This is a genomic window from Actinomadura sp. WMMA1423, from assembly GCF_006547145.1.
In the GTDB taxonomy this organism is placed as follows: domain Bacteria; phylum Actinomycetota; class Actinomycetes; order Streptosporangiales; family Streptosporangiaceae; genus Spirillospora.
In genome coordinates, this window is record NZ_CP041244.1 from 4,229,508 (window position 1) to 4,247,594 (window position 18,087).

The following is an 18,087-nucleotide window of genomic DNA, read 5'->3' on the forward strand; positions in this document are numbered from 1 at the left end:
TGCCGTTCGAGTCGCGAACCGCCCATCACGTACGAGAGGCCGGGCCCCGCCGGGAGACCCGCCCGGGGCTCGCCCTCCGGCCGCCCAGGAGGTGCCCCGATGACCCGTGAGACGACGCTGATCGGCATGGCCGCCTTTCCCGGCGCCGACCGCTCCGTGGCCCACGCCCGCCGTTTCGCGCGCGAGGTGCTCGGCCCGGGACCGGTCGCCGAGACGGTCGAGCTGTGCGTCAGCGAACTGGTCACCAACGCCGTCCGCCATTCGGCCAGCGGCGGCGGCGGTCAGGTCACCGTCGTCCTCGTCGCGGACGGCGACGTGATCCGCGGCGAGGTGACCGACGACGGCGCCGCGGGCTCCACACCCCACGTCAGGACCGAACCCCACGGCGACGGCGGACGCGGAATGCTGATCGTCGACGCCCTCTCCACGCGCTGGGGCGTCACCTCGCTGCCGCCCGGCACGACGGTCTGGTTCGAATGCTCCTTGATGACCGATCCGGTGTACCGGCCGCAGGCACCCGACCCGCGAACCGGAACCCGGGCTTCAGGTGTCGAGTAGGAGCGCGCAGCGGATGACACCGAGGTGGGTGTAGGCCTGAGGGTGGTTGCCGAGGCCCTTTTCGGTCAGGGGATCGTATTGCTCGGGGAGAAGGCCGGTGGGGCCGGCCGTGTTGAGCATCTGGGTGAAGAGCTCCTCGGCGTCGTCCCGGCGGCCCGTCCGCAGGTAGGCCTCGATCAGCCAGGCGGTGCACAGGTGGAAGCCGCCCTCTCGGCCCGGCAGCCCGTCGTCCCAGAGGTAGCGGTAGACGACCGGGCCGCTGCGCAGCTCGGATTCGACCCTTTCGACGGTCGCCAGGAATCGCGGGTCGTCGACGTCGAGCAGACCGGACAGCCCTACCCACAGTGAGGAGGCGTCCAGGTCGGGGTGACCGTAGGCGACGGTGTAGGCGTTCGCGTCTGGATTCCAGCCGTGTTCGGTGACGTCGAAGGCGATCTGGTCGCGCAGCCGTCGCCACTCGGGCCGGTCACGTCCGCGATGCCGCGTCGCGATGTGGAGTGCGCGGTCCACCGCCAGCCAGCACATCACCTTGGAGTAGACGTGGTGGCGCGGGGGCAGCCGGGCCTCCCACAGTCCGTGGTCGGGCTCGTGCCAGCGCCGGTGGACGGCCTGGACCGCCGCCTCGACGATGGCGAACTCCTCGTCGCCGATGCCGCCGCGGGCGTCGGCCACCGCGGCGATCAGATCGGTCACGGGGCCGAAGATGTCGAGTTGCAGCTGGTGGTCGGCGAGGTTCCCGACGCGGACGGGCCGGGAGCCGGCGTAGCCGGGCAGGGTGTCGATGACGGCCTCGGGGCCCAGGTGCCGGCCGTCCAGGGTGTAGAGCGGGTGCAGGCGTTCGGGGTGGCCGCCGGTGCCCGCGATCAGGTCGGCGATCCAGCGCAGCAGGTCCTGAGCCTCGTGGAGGCTTCCGAGGTCGACCAGGGTGCGGGCCGTCATCGCGGCGTCGCGCAGCCAGCAGTACCGGTAGTCCCAGTTCCGGACCCCTCCGATCTCCTCGGGAAGGGAGCTTGTGGCGGCGGCCAGGATGGCTCCGGTCGGCGCGTGGCACAGAGCGCGCAGGGTCAGGGCGCTGCGCAGCACGTCGGCGCGCGCGAAGGCCGGCAGGCGCAGCCCGTCGGCCCAGTCCCGCCACGGCCGTTCGGCCAGCGCCTGGCGGCTCACGATGTCGATCGGGGGATGGTGGAGATCATGTGTGCCCAGGCGCAGCTCGATGGTGACGGCGCCTCCGCACGCCGCGAGGTCGACGATCGCGCGCGCGGTGTCGTGGCCGTCCTCGTCGGGCCGGACGGTCCAGTCCACCTGCGGTGAGTAGAGCGCCGCCCGCTCGCCGGCACCGGCCACCAGCAGCCCGTCGGGACGGGTCGCGAGCCGGACGTCGATCTGGCCGAACTCCGGACGCGGCGCGAACTCCAGCTGGGCCGTGCCCGTGCCGGACAGCACCCGGACAAGGGTGGTGGTGCCGCCGGGGGCAGCGGCCTCCGGGTGGCCGGCCGGGCCGGCCGGGCCGGTCGGGGTGCCGGATTCCAGCCAGTCGGTGACGGTCAGTCCGGGCCACCGGGTCTCCAGCGTCATCGTCCCGGCCCGGTAGCGCTGCCCCAGAGGCAGGCCGCCGCGGTAGGGGCCCGTGGTGAGGCGCCCGGCGGCGGCACCGCCGATCAGGTGCCCGAACAGCGAGGGCGAGTCGGGCCGGGGATGGCACAGCCAGGTGACGGTGGCGTCGGGGGTGAGGAGGGCGACCGTGCGCTGGTCGGACAGCAGGGAGTGGCGTTCGATGGGGACGGCCGGCTCTCCGTACAGCCACCGGCGGCGGGTCCGCTCCAAGAGCCCCAGCGCGAGGACCGCCGTGGCGTCGGGCTCGCCCGTGGGGAGGGTGGTGTCGATGCCCAGGTCCGGACCGTTCAGCCGCGCGAACACCTCCGCGTCGGCCTGGCCGTCGCCGATGAACAGCACCGCCCCGGCCGAGGTCCGGGTGCGCAGGGCGTCCACGGCGCTGCCGGTATCGGTGCTGATCAGCGCGGGTCCCAGGGTGTGCTCGACCCCGTGGCCCGCGATGAGATGCACCTCGGCGGGCAGCCTCGACAGCGTGGCCAGTTCGCCCAGCGGCCGGCCGGACATCACGGCGACCGAGGTGTCCGGCAGCGCCGCGAGCATCCGCAGCACCGCGACGGCCTCGGGGGCCGCGACGGCCTGGCCCCGGTCGGTGCCGGGCGGGCCGAGGACGCCGTCGTAGGCACAGGCCACCAGCAGTCGCGGCACGCGCGCGATGCGATGCACGGCGGCCGCCAGTTCGGGGTCGCGCGGGCCGTCCTCGGCCGCGCTCGGCTGGCGCGGGTGCGGGTGGTGAGGACCCCTCGGGTCCAGGGTCGCGCTCATGCGGCGCTGCCTCCAGATGGTGTCATGCGAACGGGCGCACCGGGAAAAGGTGCGCGGGGGGAATGAGCGCGGGGAACGGGTGCGGGGAACGGGGTGCTCAGAGAGTCACGACGGCCTTCACGAAACCGTGCGGTTTGGAGTCGAGGGCCCGGTAGGCCTCGTCGATGCGGTCGAGCGGGAAGTGGTGCGTGAGCAGCGGCGCGACGCTCAGCCGTCCGGCGGCCATCAGACGCAGCGCGGCCCGGGTGGCCTCGGCGAGACGGGCGGAGTCCCGGACGTGGGCGTTGACGACATCGAGCGCCTTCCAGTTCCAGGTGCGCAGGTCGATGGCACGGCTGGGGGCCTGGTGAAAGCCGAGGATCGACAGGACGCCGTGTTCGGCGGCCATGGCGGTGGCCAGCTCCATGCCCGCCTGGGTGCCGCTGGCCTCCACGACGAGGTCGGCCGAGGACGGGAGAAGCCCGGGGTCGGCCGGATGCAGGACCTCGGTGATCCCGGTGGCGACCGCGGCGTTCCTCGCGTCCTCACGCGGGTCGATCCCCAGGATCCGGGAGGTGGGGCTGCGGGCCAGGAGCTGGGCCATGACCAGCCCCATGAAGCCGAGCCCGATCACCGCCGTTCGCGCGCCGACCGCGGGCCGGGCGCGGCGGTAGCCCTCGACGACGCATCCCAGGGGCTCCCCGAGGGCGTGTGCGGGATCGACTTCGTCGGGTACGACGACGATGTCGGCCGGCGCGGCCGTCACATAGTCGGCGAACGACGGGACGAGCCGGCCGGTGACGACCTGGCCCACGCGCAGGCCGCTGACCCCTTCACCGATGGCATGCACCGTGCCGACCGGTTCATGGCCGAGGCGTAGTGGGGGGTCGCCGTCGACGGGTCCGGTGCGCCAGTCGCCGAGGTCGCTGGCGCAGATCCCGACCCGGTCGACCTTGACCAGTACCTGTCCCGCCCGGGGAGGTGCGAAGCGGTGCTCCCGGACGGTGAAGGTCCGGGGAGCGGTGATCTCGGCGATGCGTCCCGTGAGGGTGGTCATTTGGTGGCTCCAGCGGTGAGGCCCCGGATGAACTGCCTGTTGAGCAGCAGGTAGACCGCGAGGACGGGGACTATCGCCAGCGTGGTGCCGGCGGCGATGACACCGGTGTCGCTGGTGAAGCGTCCCTGGAAGAAGGTGAGCCCGATGGGCAGCGTGCGTACCGATTCGTCCTGGAGGAAGAACAGCGGCACGACCATCTCGTTCCAGGACCACATGAACTCGAAGACGGTCAGGGCCTGCAGGGTCGGGCGGGCGAGCGGAAGCACGACGGACCAGATGATGCGCAGGTCGCCGGCACCGTCGATGCGGGCCGCGTCGATGATCCCCTGCGGGATGGTCTGCATGAAGGCCCGCAGCATGAAGATGGCGAACGGCAGCCCCAGGCACGCCTCGACCAGGATCGCACCGGTCCGGGTGTTGACCAGGCCGGCGGAGCGCATCTGGAAGAACAGCGGGATGATGATCGACCAGATCGGGATCATCAGACCGAGCAGGAACAGCACGAAGAGCGGCCTCGACAGGGGCAGCCGCAGGCTGCTGAGCGCGTACGCGGCGGGCACGGCGCACATCAGCACGACCAGCACGGCGCCGGCGGCTATGAGGAGGCTGTTGCCCAGGTAGTCGGCGAAGTGCGCCTGCGTCCAGGCCTTGACGTAGTTGTCCCATCGGGGCCGGTCAGGCAGCCCGAGCGGGTGGGAGGTGATCTGGGTCGAGTCGCGCAGCGAGGCTACGCCGACCCACACCAGGGGCGCCAGGGAGGCCACCGCGGTCAGGCAGAGCGCGGTGTATCCGGCGGATCTGGTGATGAGCGACGGACGGTCTGTCATGGGGTCAGTCCCTTTCCCGCAGGCGCAGGAAGACGATGGTGATGATCAGGGTGAGGAGGGTGAGGATCACCGCCGCCGCGGCGCCGTAGCCGACCTGCCGGGTCATGAAGGCCAGGGAGTAGATGTAGTACGCCACCACCTCGGTCGACCCGCCGGGACCACCGCTGGTCATGACGTAGACCAGGTCGAACGTGCGGAGCGTGTTGATGAACGAGACGATCAGCAGCAACGTGATCTGTGAGCGCAGCCCCGGGATGGTGATGTGGCGGAACTGCGCCATCGGACCCGCGCCGTCGATCGACGCGGCCTCGAAGAGGCTCCGGTCGAGGTCCTGCAGGCCGGCCATGAAGATGACCATGGCGAAGCCGAAGTAGGTCCAGTTCGCCGTGGCGATGATCGCGGGCATCGCGGTCGACTCGTCGGACAGCCAGCCCGTCGCCAGCGGCCCGGCCTCCACGGTTCGCAGGGCGTTGTTGAGCAGCCCCCAGTTGGGGTTGTAGACGAAGTCCCAGACGATCCCGACGACCACCAGCGACATGGTCGCCGGTACGAAGAAGATGGTCCGGAAGGCAGCGCGGCCCCGGATCCATGTCGCGGACAGCAGCGCAGCCAGCGCGAGCCCGAACCCCTGGGCGAGCCAGCTTCCGGCGACCCACTTGAAGTTGTTGAGCAGGGCACCGCTGAAGCGGTCGTCGCCGACGAGCCTCCGGTAGTTGTCCAGCCCGGTCCAGGTCGGTGAACCGGTCAGCCCGTCCCACCGGGTGAAGCTCAAATAGATCGTCTGGCAGATCGGCACGAGCAGGAAGGCACCGTACAGGAGCGCCGCCGGCAGCAGCAGCGCGTACCCACCGGCCATACGCCGGGTGCGCGGCAACCGGCCGGGCCGGTTGCCGGCCCGGTGGCGCCTCCCCGGTGCAACCCGGCTGGGGACCACGGGTCAGCCGGCCGGTGCTGGGCGCCTCCGCCGAGTTGCCGACGCAGGCCGTGAGGCAGAGCGAGCCTGCCAGCAGCACCGCGAACACCTTCTTGGTGGGCACCGTTCTCTTGGTGGGTCTCTTGGTGGGTCTCTTGGTGGGTCTCTTGGTGGGTGCCGTCTCGACGGTCTCGACGGGACTCCCCGGAGGGGAGGGGACGCGGAGGTGTTGCCTGCGATGGACCATGGAACGCTCCAGGTACGAGGGAGAAGAACGTGCTGTTCGATGTGCCGGCCGGCGCGGTGTCCGAGGACCTCAGGCGCCTTCCGCCGCGGCCGGCTCGTGGGTGCGCCCCGCGCGGGCGCCGGACCCGCCCTCGGTGAGGGCTTCGGCGAAGAAGCGCAGGTGACGGAGACCATCGACCAGTTGTGGCGGCCGTTCGCTCCGGTCCGGAACCTGGATCTGGTCGTAGATGTCCTGGAACAGCGCGATCGCGCTGGCCAGGGGCGCCTCGGAGTTCTCCCAGCCGGTGGTGGCGACCTGGCGAAGGCCTCCCGCGGACCCGGTGTCGAGCGCGGTGGGGCCGTCCTGCCGGGTCATCAGCAGGGATTCGTGGTGGTCGTACTTCCACGTCGCGGTGGCGTCGCGGCCGTCGACCTGGAGGAAGAGGTGGTTGTCGCTGGCCGGGGAGACCTGGGAGACGGCGATGCTTCCCAGCGCCTCCCCCGCGCTGAACAGGACGCTCGCCTGCGGCAGGCCGGCCGGCCCCGCGTCGCGGATCCGGGCGGTCGGCCTGGTCGCCGGGACCCCCAGGACGTGCTCGACGAGGTCGATGAGATGCGTGCCGATGTCGAGCAGCACCGGCGAGAAACCCGCGCGCGCGGGATCGCAGCGCCAGTCCCCCGGTGCGGCATCGAGCTTCCAGCTCTGCAGGTAGTGCCCGCGGACCGCGTGGATCGGGCCCAGCATCCCGCCCGCGACCAGTTCGCGTAGCCGCCGCACCAGCGGCAGGTAGCGGTACTTGTAGCACAGGAACGCCTTCCCCATGCCGCGAGTGGTGAGCCTGACCATCTCGGCCGCGTGCGCCACCGTGGCGGCCACGGGCTTCTCGCAGACGACGTGCTTGCCCGCCAGAACGGCCGCCCGGACCACCGGCAGATGCTCGTCGTTGGGAGTGCACACGTGCACCACCTCCGTCTCGGGGTCGGCGACCAGCTCCCGGTAGTCGCCCCATCGGGGGACGCCGAGCCGGCGCGCCGTCTCCCGCGCCGTCCGCTGGGAGGAACCCGCCACCGCCACGACCGAGGCGTTCCGTACGTGACCCAGCGCCTGGGCGTGCACGGCCCCGACCCCACGCCCACCGACGATCAGCGTCCGCAACTGCTGCGGGACGCTCATCGCCGAGCCCCCCGGCCGCCCGCCGCGTCAACGGCGAGCCGCTCCAGCGTGTCGGCGAAGTGCTCGGCGGCGAAGGCCTGGTCCAGGGCGAGCAGCGCGGCCCCGAGCATCCCCGAGTCGGGGCCGAGCGGCGAGGGGGCGATCACGAGATCACGGGTCGCCAGCGCCAGCGCGTTGCCGTACACGACCTTGCGGACCCGTGCCAGGAACTGGTTCCCGGACGCCCCGAGACCGCCGGCGATGACGACGATCGACGGGTTGAAGAAGTCCACGCAGACCGCGATGGTGCGGCCGATGTTCTCCGCCGCTTCGCGCAGCAGCAGGCTGCTGGGCTCGTCGCCCTCCTCGGCGAGGCGGACGATGTCCTCCACACGTGGCCGACCGGCCGCGAAAAGGGTGTGCAGCGGCCCGCCCGGATGCTTGGCCGCCACGATCGCCGCCTCGTGCAGCAGTTCCTCACCGCCCGCCATGCTCACCAGGCTCCCGGCGCAGCCCTGCGCGCCGCGGTGCAGCATTCCGTTCGAGATCAACCCGGCGCCCACCCACGCGCCGATCTTGATGACCAGTGCGTTGTCGTGGCCGCCGGCGGCACCGATCCGCGACTCGGCCAGCGCCATCAGGTTCACCTCGTTGTCGACCCAGGCCGGCACGCCGAACCGGCGCTCCAGCCAGTCCTTGATGGGGAACTCGTGCCAGTCGGGGTTGACCGGAGGGGCGACCGTCCGTCCGGTGGTGAACTCGACCGGCGCCGGGACCCCCAGCCCGATACCGCAAAGCCGGGCGTCGGGCGCGGCGTCCCGGGCGCAGGAGGCCATGACCGCGGCGAGGGCCTTCAGCACCACCTCCGGGCTGCCGGCCATGTCCAGTGCCTCCTCGGCGACGCGCAGGGGCCGCCCGTGCAGGTCGGCGGCCGCCGCCCGGACGTGCGTCATGCCGAGTTCCGCGGCGAGGACGAACCCCTTCTGCGCCGCCAGCCGCAGCCCCTTCGCCGGCCGCCCGCCCGAGCTGGGGAGCATCCCCGTCGAGGTGAGGACTCCGGCCGCCAGCAGATCCTGGACGCGGTGGTTGACCACCGTCTTGCTCAAAGCCGTGTCGGCTGCGATCTCGGTCCGGGACAGCCCCGGCCTCGATCGCACCAGATTCACGATCTCCGAGGTCGCCGCGTCCGCGCCCGCGGCACCCTGCGCCTGATCGCCCACCCGCCTGGTCTGAGACATCTTCACTCCAATCTGAGAGCACTTTGGAGTTTGATGGGTCAAAGTTGGGTTGTCAATAGTCCTTAGTCGGCCGCTTGACATCCGAAGTGGCACGGGACGGCCTGAGAGAGCAGGACGCTCCGGGAGCAGAGCGGCCCAGGGGCGGAGCGGCCGACACCCGCGGGGGCATCGGGCCCGTTCATTTGACGGCCCCTTGCAGCAGGGCCTTGACGAAGTTGCGCTGGAAGAACAGGAAGATCACCAGTGAGGGCAGGATGATCAGCAGTGATCCGGCGCAGAGCAGGACGGTGTCGGTGCCGTACTGGCCCTGGAAGGCGCCGAGTCCCCCGGCCACCGTGCGCTTCGCCGGGTCGTCGACGAGGACGAGCGGCAGCAGGTACTGGTTCCAGGTGGCGAGGAAGAACAGGACCGAGAGCGCGGACAGGGCCGGAGTGGCCAGCGGCAGGTGGATGCGGCGGAAGGTCTGCCAGGTGCCGGCGCCGTCGATCTTCGCCGCCTCCGTGAGCGCGGTCTCCGCGCCGAGGAAGTGGGCCCGCATCCAGAAGACGCCGAACGGCATCAGCAGCCCGATGAGCGGCAGGACGATCGCCGACCGCGTTCCCAGCAGGCCCATGCTCTGGATGTTGTAGTAGAGCGGGGTGATGAGCGCCTCGACCGGCAGGGTGAGGCCCACGAGCAGTACGGCGTAGATCGCCTTTCCGCCGGGCACCTTCAGCTGGGCGAGCGCGTAGCCCGCGGCGGTGGCCATCGCCACGGTGGCCGGGACGACGCCCAACACGATCAGAGCGCTGGAACGGAACAGGGCGAGGAAGTTCGCGGCGCTCCACGCGTCCCGGAAGTTGTGCCAGTGCGGGTGGGCCGGCCAGCTGATTCCCTGCGGAGAGCTGCCCGGTGCCGCGAGGGCCGTGGTGAACATGCTGACCAGCGGCAGGACGGCGAACAGCATCAGCGCGAGCAGGATGGCGGTGCGGGCGGCGCGCTGCGCGGCGGGGGTCCTCACTTCTGCCTCCCCAGGCGCTGGATCGGCCAGATGACGACGAGGACGAGGACGGCCAGGAACACCGCCAGCGCGGACGCCTGGCCGACGTGCTGCTGGAGGAACGTGAGCCGGTAGATCTCCACGCCGGGGACCATCGTCTGGTAGCCCGGTCCTCCCTGGGTCGAGATCTGGATCACGTCGAAGCTGGCCAGGGCGGCGATCATGGTGAACGTCGTGCAGACGACGAGTTCCTGACGCAGCCCGGGCAGCGTCACGGCGAAGAACTCGCGGAACCGTCCCGCGCCGTCCAGCCGGGCGGCCTCGTACAGGGACGGGTCGATCTTGCCGATGCCGGCGAGCATCAGCACCGTGCAGAAACCGAGCATCACCCACACGCCGATCACCCCGACGGCCGGGAGGGCGAACGTGAAGTCACCGAGCCACGCCCGCGTGTGCGAACCGAGACCGAACGCCCGCAGGATCTGGTTGACGAGCCCGTCCGAGGAGTACATCCACGTCCACGCGATGCCGGCCGCGACGAGCGGCAACACCTGGGGGATGAAGAGGACCACCCGGGCGACGGTGTTGAACGGGCCCGGCTTGAGCTCCCGGATGAGCGTCGCCGCGACCAGACCGAGTCCGACCGGGAGCACGGTGTAGAACACGACCAGGACGAAGGCGTTTTCGACGGAGTGCAGAAGCTCCGCCCGGGTGACGAGCGCCTTCCAGTTGTCCAGCCCCGCCGGGGTGGCCGTGCCGATGCCGTCCCAGTCGTAGAAGGAATACTGCACCGACTGGAACATCGGGTACAGCACGAAGACCGCGTACATTCCGAACCCCGGCGCCACCCAGAGCAGTGCGCTCCACTGGCGGGCCCCGGCTCGCCGGGAACGCCGGCCCGACTCACCGGACGCGGGGCCTGCGCCGGCGTCCGCCGTGCTCCGCAGGGCCGGCTTGGTCGAAGCCCTGCCCGTCCCGGGCGGATTGGAGATCGTCGACATTGGGCCTCCCGATAGGGACCGGACCGGATCGCCGGGGGCGGCGTCAGCGCCCGAGATCGCGCTCATAGTCGTCCTGGACCTTGGCCGCGAACGCCTTCGGCGACGTCTTGCCGCTCAGCAGGAGCTGCGTCTGCGGCACCAGGGTGTTCACGTGGATCGACGCGGTGGCATCGGCCATGAACCCCACCAACCCGTCGCTCTTCAGCAGGGTCTGGAACGCCGAGACGGTCGCGGCGACGGCCGATCCGGCCGGCGCGGTCGGCACGGTGGCGTCCGCCGGCCCGGCCGGGACGAGGCCGCCCAGGGTCACCGTGTCCTGCCGGGCCCGGGGGTCGGTCTGGACGAAGTCGAGGAACGCGGCCGCGACGTCCGCGTGCGGCGACTTCGCCGGGATCCCCAAGGTGGCGGGGGCGGTCATCGCCCAGGAGGAACCGCCGGCCTCGCCGGGCGGGAAGAGGAAGAAACCGAACCTGCCGGGGCCGGTCTTGTCCAGGCCGGGGGCCTGCCAGTTCCCGCTGGGGAAGAAGACGGTCTTGCCCTTGGTGAATTCGGCGGGCGCCTTGGTCTGGTCGATGGCGTTCACATCGGCCGGCAGGTAACCGGCCTGGGCCCAGCGGTGCAGCGTGGTGGCGGCCTTCACCGTCGCGGGCGTGTCGATGTTCGCGCCGGGCTTGGCGAAGTTCCAGTCCTGGACGCCCTGGGCGTTGCCCGCGTAGGCCATCTGCAGGTTCTGCAACGGGTACACGGTCCCCCCGTCCTTGCCGTTGGTCATCAGCGGCTGAAGCCCGGCGCTCCTGGCCTTGGCGAGGAGCCCCTCGAACTCGGCGACCGTCGCCGGGGGCCGGGCCATCCCGATCCGCTGCGCGAGCGCTTTGTCGTAGTACACGCCCGTGAGGCCGAAGCCCGGACCGGCACCGTACAGCGAGCCCGTTCCGCGCTGCTTGCCGTCGGCCGCGACGCGGGTCGCGGCGAACTGCGACTGCGGCCAGCCGTCCCAGCCGTAGGCCTTCGCATAGGGGTCGAGGTTCGTCAGGAGGCGGTTGTTGACCAGGTTGCCGAACTGGGGGACCCGGACCAGGTCCGGCACTTCGCTGCCGGCGAGGATGTGCGCGATGTTCGTGGTCAGCGCGCCGTAGTCCTGGCTGGTCACCTTGACGGTGACGTTGGCGTGCTCCGCGTGGAACAGCTTGCCGAGAGCCGTGAAGAACGGCACGTCCGTTCCGCTGGTGACGAGCAGGTTCAGCGTGACGGGCTTGGTGCCGATGCCTGTGTTCACCGGCTTGGACGGCTTGTCCGCCTCGGACGTCGCGCCCGGTGCGCACGCGGTGGCGAGCAGCACTCCGGCCGCCGCGACGGCGGCCGTCACGGCGGCCCTGCGGTAGTGGGTCAGTGATCGCACGGGAATTCCTTCGCGGTCTAGAGGGGGTCCAGGTGCCGAAAGGCGCGACGCAGGGCATCCCCGGCGACGCCGACGGCGTGGTGCGAGTCGGTCATCACGCTGAACATCTCGAAGAAGCCGTGGATCTGGCCGGCGTACTCGCGCAGCTCGACGGGCACGCCCTCGGCCCGCAGGCGAGCGGTGTAGTCCTCGGCCTCGCCACGGAGAAAGTCGTGTTCGGCGGTGATGATCAGCGCGGGTGCGACGCCCGCCAGTGACGGCGCGTGAAGCGGCGACGCGTACGGCCGGCGGCGCAGCGCCGGATCGGGGACGTAGGTCTCCCAGATGTGCTGGAGGCGCCGGTAGGTGTCGGGACCGAAGCCCGGCCGGCCGGCGAAGCGGGCGTACCGCCGCTTGAACGCGAGCTTGTGGCCGGTGTCCTCCGTGCTGTCGAGCACGGGGTAGACGAGCAGCTGAGCGGCCATCTCGACCCCGTCGTCGCGAGCCTTGAGGGCCGCCGCGGCCGCGAGGTTGCCCCCCGAGCTGTCCCCGCCGACGGCGACGCCGTCGAAGGCGCCTCGCGCCCACCGGACGGCGGTCCAGACGTCGTCGAAGCCGGCGGGGAACGGGTGCTCGGGCGCGAGCCGGTAGTCGACGGAGAGCACGGCGCACCCGCCCCGGTTCGCCAGGGCCCGGGCCACCCCGTCGGCGGTGTCCAGGTCGCCGTGGATCCAGCCGCCGCCATGTGCCCAGACGAGCACGGCCCGCTCCGTGCCGGTGGGCCGGTAGAGCCGGCCTCCGACGCCGTCCGCGTCGATCGCCTCGACGGACGCCACGGGTTGCGGCTCGCCCGTCACCGCGAGGACCCGTGCGCGCGAGTCCGCACGCAGGGTGGCGATGTCGGCGGTCCAGGGGTCGGGCGGCGGCGTCGAGCCCGCGAGGAACCCGCGGACCTGCTCGTGCGGCTGAGGCGGCGCGTCCCCATCGTGGACGTCCGCCCCTTTCTGCCCGGACTCTGCGCTCACTCGGTCCCCCCATCTGCGTGAACTCAAGACTGACTGATCGTTCAGTCTGTTTCCGGGAGGTTACTGAGTACTCAGTCAGTTGTCTATACTCGAGCCGACCTTTCGTCAGCGCGAGGGAGAACCAGCCGTGCCCCCTTCCCCAAGGCCCAAGACTTCGTCGGCCAAGGGCATCGAGACTCGGGAGCGCATCGTCGAGGTCGCCGTGCGGTTCATCGCGCGCAACGGAGCGCGGGGCACCAGCCTCAGCGACATCGCGGCCGAAGCAGGCGTGTCGCAGGCCGGGCTGCTGTATCACTTCGGCACCAAGGAGGCGCTGCTCAACGCCGTGCTCGATCGCTACGTGGCGTTCACCGAGCAGTGGCTGTGGGCCGAGCAGCCCGATCCCGGCCTCGGGATCGTGTGGATCATCGCGAGGCACATGGCCGACTGGCCGAGCCGGCCGCACGACGACAGCGTGTACAGCCTGATCGGCCTGAACACGGTGGTGCTCGCGGAGAACGTCGGCAAGGACACCGATCTCCACCCCCGCCTGGCCGAGGGCTATCACACGACGATCGACCGTGTCGCGGCGACGCTGCGGTCCGCCCAGCAGCGCGGCGAGATGCGCGACGACGTGGACCCTCGGCTGAAGGCCATGGAGATCATCGCGTTCTGCTACGGCCTTGAGGCGGCGTGGCTGGTGAACCCTACGATTCCGGTCGCTGAGGCCGCCGCCCAGTGGGCGGCGCAGCAGACCGCCCTCTTGGCCCCCGAGGCAGCCTCCTCCAGGGCGCATTCGAGCGCATCCCGGTCATCGTCGTCCTAACCAGGCCGGGTGTGCCGCTCAGGGACGCCGATCAAGCGGGTGATGCTGGGGTCGCCCGGTGACAGGGGCGCAGCATGGCGTCAGGACGGGGTGGTGGCGGCGGCTTGTCGGAGGGCGGCGTTCTCGGTTCTGATGCGGGTCCTCAGGAGGCCCAGGTTCACGAGGGTGAACAGCAGGGCGGTGATCCAGCAGGTGTGCACGAGCGGCAGGGCGACGCCCTCTGCGACGACCGCGACGTAGTTGGGGTGGCGGAAGCGGCGGTAGGGGCCCCTGTCCACCAGTGGCAGGTCCGGAACGATGATCACCCGGGTGTTCCACCGTTTGCCGAGTGCGGCGATGCACCACCAGCGCAGCGCCTGGGCCAGGACGGTCACGCCCAGCATCGACCAGCCCAGCAGGGGGACGAAGGGGCGGTCGAGCAGCCACGCCTCGAGGAGGGCGCCGCCGAGCAGGCCCGTATGGGCGGCGACGATGCCCGGGTAGTGTCCGCGGCCGTACTCGATGCCGCCCTTGCTCCGGGCCCACCTCTCGTTGCGGCGGGCCACGACCAGCTCGGCGAGGCGCTCGGCTCCGACGAGCGCGATGAGCAGCGTGAACCCGATCACGGGTTCACCAGCGCAGCAGGAGCATCTCGGCGGAGAACCCGGGGCCGAGCGCCAGCAGCAGCCCGGGGTCGCCCTCCGGCGGGCGGCGGCGTTCGATCGTCTGCTGCAGCACGTTGAGCACCGAGACCGAGGAGAGGTTGCCGAGCCTTCCCAGGGAGTCCCACGTCAGGTCGAGTTCGCCGTTCTCGAGGGCGAAGGCCTTGGCGATCGTCTCGATCACCTTCGGCCCTCCCGGATGGCAGACCCACGAGGGCACCTCGCCGGGGGACAGGCCGTGCTCGGCGAGGAAGGCGGCGACGTCTCCGGCCAGCGTGGCCTCGACGTGGTCGACCAGGTCGGCGGCCAGGACGATCCGGAAGCCGTGCTCACCGACGTCCCATCCCATGAGCCTCTGGGTGCCGGGGTAGAGCTTGCTGCGGGTCGCGACGACCTGGGGCCCCCAGGGGTCCGGGCCCCTCGTCCCGGCCTTCCGGTAGGCTCCGACCGCCACGGCGGCCGCGGCACCGTCCCCGAACAGGCCGCTGGCCACGAGGTTGGCCAGCGAGCCGTCGTCGCGCTGGGCCGTCAGCGAGCACAGCTCGACGCAGATCAGCACCGCCACCTGGTCGGGCCACGCGCGCAGGTAGTCGTGCAGCCGCGACAGCCCCGCCGCGCCGGCGGCGCATCCCAGGCCGAAGATCGGCACCCGCTTGACGTCGTCCCGCAGGCCCAGGCGCTGGGCCAGGGTCGCGTCCAGCGAGGGGGTGGCGACCCCCGTGGAGGAGCAGAAGACCAGCTGATCGACCTGCGAGGCCTCGACCCCCGACGCCTCCAGCGCGCCCCGGACGGCCCGTTCCCCGAGCGACAGCGCGGTCTCGACGTAGGCGCCGTTCGCCGTGGTGAAGCCGTCGAGGTTCGCGTACGTCTCGATCGGCAGGGCCAGGTACCGGCCCATCACGCGGGTGGCGGAGTGGAAACGCTCCACCACCCGCCGATCGGCGGCGGTGGCCCCGACGACGGCCTCGGTGATCTCACCCTGGTCGTAGTGATGTTCCGGCAGGACGGTCTGCACAGCGCCTACATGCACAACTCCCCCTAAGCCACCCCTCTGCCTCCTTCCCCACCAGCACGTCTTGTACCAGCGGTCGAGGATCGGGACGGCGAAGGAGAGCGCGGCTAGCCCTGGAGGGCTCGGGCGGCCTGGGCGGTGATGGTCGCGACGATCTCGGCCGCGGGGGCCTGGTCGCCTACCAGGCCCGTGCTCTGCCCGGCGTACAGGGCCAGCGCTGCGAGGTCTCCGTTCATGCCCTTGACCGGCACCATGTCGTCGTAGCGCAAATGGGTGCCGCCCTGGGCGTCACTGGCGATGGCCGTGCCCTCGCCCGGACGGTCGGGCGCGGCGGGGCGTCCTGCCTCCTCCCAGGCGGTCAGGGTGGCGTTGCGCAGCGAGCGGTGGGGGGCGTCGGGCCAGCCGCCGTCGAAACACCTGGTGTGGACGCTGTCCTCGGGGGCGGCGCGCACGACGGCCTCCCGGTAGACGGGGTGGCTGGCGGCCTCGTCCGCGGTCAGGAACCGGGTGCCCAGCCAGCCCGCCTGCGCGCCGAGCACCAGGGCCGCGGCCAGTCCGCGCCCGTCCGCGATGCCCCCGGCGGCGATCACCGGGGTCGGGCCGACCGCGTCCACCACGGCGGGCACCAGCGCCATGGTGGTGACCTGGCCGCGCACATGGCCGCCGGCCTCCCAGCCCTGGGCCACCACCGCGTCCACGCCCGCGCGGACCGCGTCCACGGCCTCGCCCACCGAGCCGATGGTGTGCACATGGAGCGCCCCGGCCTGGTGGACGCGAGCGGTCACGGCCGCCGGGTCGCCCCAGAAGGTCGAGATGACGGGCACCCCTTCGGCCAGACAGGCTGCCAGGACGTCATCGACGGGAAAGTCCAGGACGAGGTTCACGGCGAACGGCCTGTCGGTGAGTTCGGCGACTCTCCGGACCTGCCGCACGGCCTCGGCGGCGTCGACCCACGTCAACGCCAGCGAACCCAGCCCGCCCGCCGCCGAGACCGCGGCGGCCAATTCGGGTGTCGCGGCCGATCCGATCGGCGCCTGGACCACCGGCACTTCGATGCCCAGCCGATCGCACAACGGCGTCTTCAACTTCCCGGTCATCCCGGCCCCCTCGATCGACCAGATCTTTGACGGCCAACGATCGTACGCCCGTCCCCGAAGCGGATTGGACGGCACCTCTCTCGCTGCGGAACACGGACCTCGCCGAAGACCGCATCTCGGAGCCTGTCCGGCGAAAGGCGCGCCGCGGCCGACGGACAATAGGCGTTGACGCTGCGAGACACGCACCGGCAATCTTGGGGACGGCTTCGGCGGAAGCCTGGGTCGTCATAGCTCCAGCGAGCCCGCATCGAGGTAGGTGAGATGCTCACATCGCTACTTGCTTTTCTCGGCGTATCGATGGTGGTGATCGTGACGCCGGGCCCCGACACCGCTGTGACGATCAGCGGAACGTTCAGCGGCGGCCGCCGGGGCGGAGTGTCGACGGCGCTCGGCGTGTTCTGCGGCCAGGCGCTGTGGACGCTCGCCACCAGCGCGGGGATCTCGGCCTTGCTCGTGGCCTCCGAACCGGCGTTCCTTGCGGTCAAGTACATCGGCTCCGCCTACTTGGTCTATCTGGGGCTTCACGCGCTCTGGTCCGCCGTCAGAGCGGAACCGGCCACGGCGGCGACAGCCGAGCCCGCGCGGCGGAGGAGCCGGTCGAGCTGCTTTCGTCGCGGATTGTTGAGCGATCTAGGCAATCCCAAAATGGCCGTCTTCTTCAGCAGCCTGCTCCCCCAGTTCGGATCGCACTTCCTCACGTTGACGGTGCTCGGCCTGCTGTTCTGTGCGCTGACACTGCTGTGGCTCATCGGCTACAGCATCGCCATCGCCACGATGGGGAACGTGCTGCGCCGGCCGTCGATCCGCCGTGGCCTGGATATGGTGACCGGGACGATTCTGGTCGCCCTGGGGGGCAGGGTGGCGGCCGAACCACGGTGAAGCGACGGGCTCAAGGTGCTCACAGGGCTCAAGGTGCTCACAGGGCTCACAGGGCTCACAGGGCGGCGCCGGGCCGGGCCGCCCAGTGGGCGGTGAGCGCGGCGGCGAGGTCGGCCGCCCGCTCGTCGGGGAAGAAGAGCTTGGCGCCCTCCAGCTCGACGACCTTCGTCGCGCCCGGGATGGTGTCCCGGAGCCAGTAGGCCCACTTCAGCGAGAAGAACTTGTCGGCGGTGCCCCAGACGATGAGCGTGGGGACGTGCAGCCGGGCGAGGTCGGGCTCGATCGCCAGCAGGTCGCGGGCGTGCAGCGAGAGCAGGAACCGCTCGAACGTGCGGGCCGACTCGCGAGTGCCGAAGACCGGTTCCAGGTAGGCGCGGACGACGTCCTCCGGCAGCGTACGGACGTCCTGGTAGCCGCTCCCGTAGACCTGCCTGCGCGCTCGCGGCAGGTTGCGGAGCATCCTCGGGGCGGTGCGGGCGAGCAGCCCGGCGCGGGCCAACATGATCGTCGGCAGGAGCGCCCTGGGCGGCAGGTTGTCGTGGGTCTCGCAGTTGGTGAGGGTCAGCGTGGCGAGGCGGTGGGCGTTGCGGGCGGCGAACGCCTGGGCGATCGCGCCACCCGTGTCGTTGGCGACGAGGTGGAAGCCGTCCAGGCCGAGGGCGTCGCAGAAGTCGCCGACGAAGCGGGCGAGGCCCGGCAGCGAGAAGTCCTGGTCCGGCGCCGCCGGCGTGGTGCCGTGCAGCGGCAGGTCGGGGACGACGCAGCGGCGGTCCAGCCGCTCGACCACGTGACGCCAGAGATACCCGCTCGTGGCGAGGCCGTGCAGGAACAGGACGGGGGGACCGTCCCCGCCGGTGTCGGCGTAACCGACCGGGCCGGAGGGCGTCTGGACCGTCCTGCGGTGGCGTTCGAACTCTTCGGGCGTCATGAACCCTCCCGGGGGC

General features: G+C 71.4%; 17 protein-coding genes. 3 read left to right on the forward strand and 14 right to left on the reverse strand.

Annotated features, from left to right (window positions below):
- Positions 1 to 99 precede the first annotated feature (99 nt).
- The gene (locus FKD65_RS19550) at positions 100 to 558 is read left to right on the forward strand and encodes an ATP-binding protein (protein WP_141578863.1); all 459 of its coding nucleotides are present in this window, start codon (positions 100 to 102) and stop codon (positions 556 to 558) included.
- Here the strand turns inward: FKD65_RS19550 and FKD65_RS19555 are convergent.
- The 10 genes from FKD65_RS19555 to FKD65_RS19600 form a co-directional block, all read right to left on the reverse strand.
- Positions 544 to 2,934 (reverse strand): trehalase-like domain-containing protein, encoded by a 2,391-nt coding sequence (locus FKD65_RS19555; RefSeq protein WP_141578864.1) that lies wholly within the window; start codon positions 2,932 to 2,934, stop codon positions 544 to 546. The two genes, FKD65_RS19550 and FKD65_RS19555, sit on opposite strands and share 15 nt — an antisense overlap.
- A 97-nt stretch (positions 2,935 to 3,031) precedes the next feature.
- Entirely contained in the window at positions 3,032 to 3,970 is a 939-nt protein-coding gene (locus FKD65_RS19560; RefSeq protein ID WP_141578865.1) for an alcohol dehydrogenase catalytic domain-containing protein, read from the reverse strand.
- Positions 3,967 to 4,797, reverse strand: coding sequence for a carbohydrate ABC transporter permease (locus FKD65_RS19565; protein WP_141578866.1), 831 nt, complete (start codon positions 4,795 to 4,797; stop codon positions 3,967 to 3,969). Before FKD65_RS19565 ends, FKD65_RS19560 begins: the two co-directional genes overlap by 4 nt.
- 4 nt (positions 4,798 to 4,801) lie before the next feature.
- Positions 4,802 to 5,653: a carbohydrate ABC transporter permease gene (locus tag FKD65_RS19570; protein WP_141578867.1), complete on the reverse strand. Its 852-nt coding sequence runs from the start codon at positions 5,651 to 5,653 to the stop codon at positions 4,802 to 4,804.
- Positions 5,654 to 6,026: 373 nt separating this feature from the next.
- Complete coding sequence (locus FKD65_RS19575; protein WP_141578868.1) at positions 6,027 to 7,109, reverse strand: Gfo/Idh/MocA family protein; 1,083 nt, start codon at positions 7,107 to 7,109, stop codon at positions 6,027 to 6,029.
- Positions 7,106 to 8,326: an ROK family transcriptional regulator gene (locus tag FKD65_RS19580; RefSeq protein WP_168221110.1), complete on the reverse strand. Its 1,221-nt coding sequence runs from the start codon at positions 8,324 to 8,326 to the stop codon at positions 7,106 to 7,108. The genes FKD65_RS19575 and FKD65_RS19580 overlap by 4 nt, the downstream gene beginning before the upstream one ends.
- Positions 8,327 to 8,504: 178 nt before the next feature.
- On the reverse strand, positions 8,505 to 9,326 hold the full coding sequence (locus FKD65_RS19585) for a carbohydrate ABC transporter permease (RefSeq protein WP_240810246.1): 822 nt from the start codon (positions 9,324 to 9,326) through the stop codon (positions 8,505 to 8,507).
- Entirely contained in the window at positions 9,323 to 10,306 is a 984-nt protein-coding gene (locus tag FKD65_RS19590) for a carbohydrate ABC transporter permease (protein ID WP_205718721.1), read from the reverse strand. The genes FKD65_RS19585 and FKD65_RS19590 overlap by 4 nt, the downstream gene beginning before the upstream one ends.
- A 43-nt stretch (positions 10,307 to 10,349) precedes the next feature.
- A complete protein-coding gene (locus FKD65_RS19595; protein WP_168221111.1) occupies positions 10,350 to 11,705 on the reverse strand; it encodes an ABC transporter substrate-binding protein in 1,356 nt (451 codons plus the stop codon).
- Positions 11,706 to 11,722: 17 nt separating this feature from the next.
- Positions 11,723 to 12,709, reverse strand: coding sequence for an alpha/beta hydrolase (locus FKD65_RS19600; RefSeq protein WP_141578870.1), 987 nt, complete (start codon positions 12,707 to 12,709; stop codon positions 11,723 to 11,725).
- Positions 12,710 to 12,836: 127 nt separating this feature from the next.
- On the opposite strand from FKD65_RS19600, the gene FKD65_RS19605 reads away from it, so the two are divergent.
- Entirely contained in the window at positions 12,837 to 13,514 is a 678-nt protein-coding gene (locus FKD65_RS19605; protein ID WP_168221112.1) for a TetR/AcrR family transcriptional regulator, read from the forward strand.
- Positions 13,515 to 13,594: 80 nt separating this feature from the next.
- On the opposite strand, the gene FKD65_RS19610 is transcribed toward FKD65_RS19605, so the two are convergent.
- The 3 genes from FKD65_RS19610 to FKD65_RS19620 form a co-directional block, all read right to left on the reverse strand.
- The gene (locus FKD65_RS19610) at positions 13,595 to 14,119 is read right to left on the reverse strand and encodes an isoprenylcysteine carboxyl methyltransferase family protein (RefSeq protein WP_141578872.1); all 525 of its coding nucleotides are present in this window, start codon (positions 14,117 to 14,119) and stop codon (positions 13,595 to 13,597) included.
- A gap of 4 nt (positions 14,120 to 14,123) precedes the next feature.
- Positions 14,124 to 15,185, reverse strand: a complete 1,062-nt coding sequence (locus tag FKD65_RS19615; RefSeq protein WP_141578873.1) for a type III polyketide synthase — start codon at positions 15,183 to 15,185, stop codon at positions 14,124 to 14,126.
- An 89-nt stretch (positions 15,186 to 15,274) separates the two neighbouring features.
- A complete protein-coding gene (locus FKD65_RS19620) occupies positions 15,275 to 16,264 on the reverse strand; it encodes a nitronate monooxygenase family protein (RefSeq protein WP_141578874.1) in 990 nt (329 codons plus the stop codon).
- Positions 16,265 to 16,525: 261 nt separating this feature from the next.
- On the opposite strand from FKD65_RS19620, the gene FKD65_RS19625 reads away from it, so the two are divergent.
- Positions 16,526 to 17,143, forward strand: coding sequence for a LysE family translocator (locus FKD65_RS19625; RefSeq protein ID WP_141578875.1), 618 nt, complete (start codon positions 16,526 to 16,528; stop codon positions 17,141 to 17,143).
- 55 nt (positions 17,144 to 17,198) lie between these two features.
- Here FKD65_RS19625 and FKD65_RS19630 read toward each other — a convergent pair whose 3' ends face one another.
- Positions 17,199 to 18,071, reverse strand: a complete 873-nt coding sequence (locus FKD65_RS19630) for an alpha/beta fold hydrolase (RefSeq protein WP_141578876.1) — start codon at positions 18,069 to 18,071, stop codon at positions 17,199 to 17,201.
- Positions 18,072 to 18,087 lie beyond the last annotated feature (16 nt).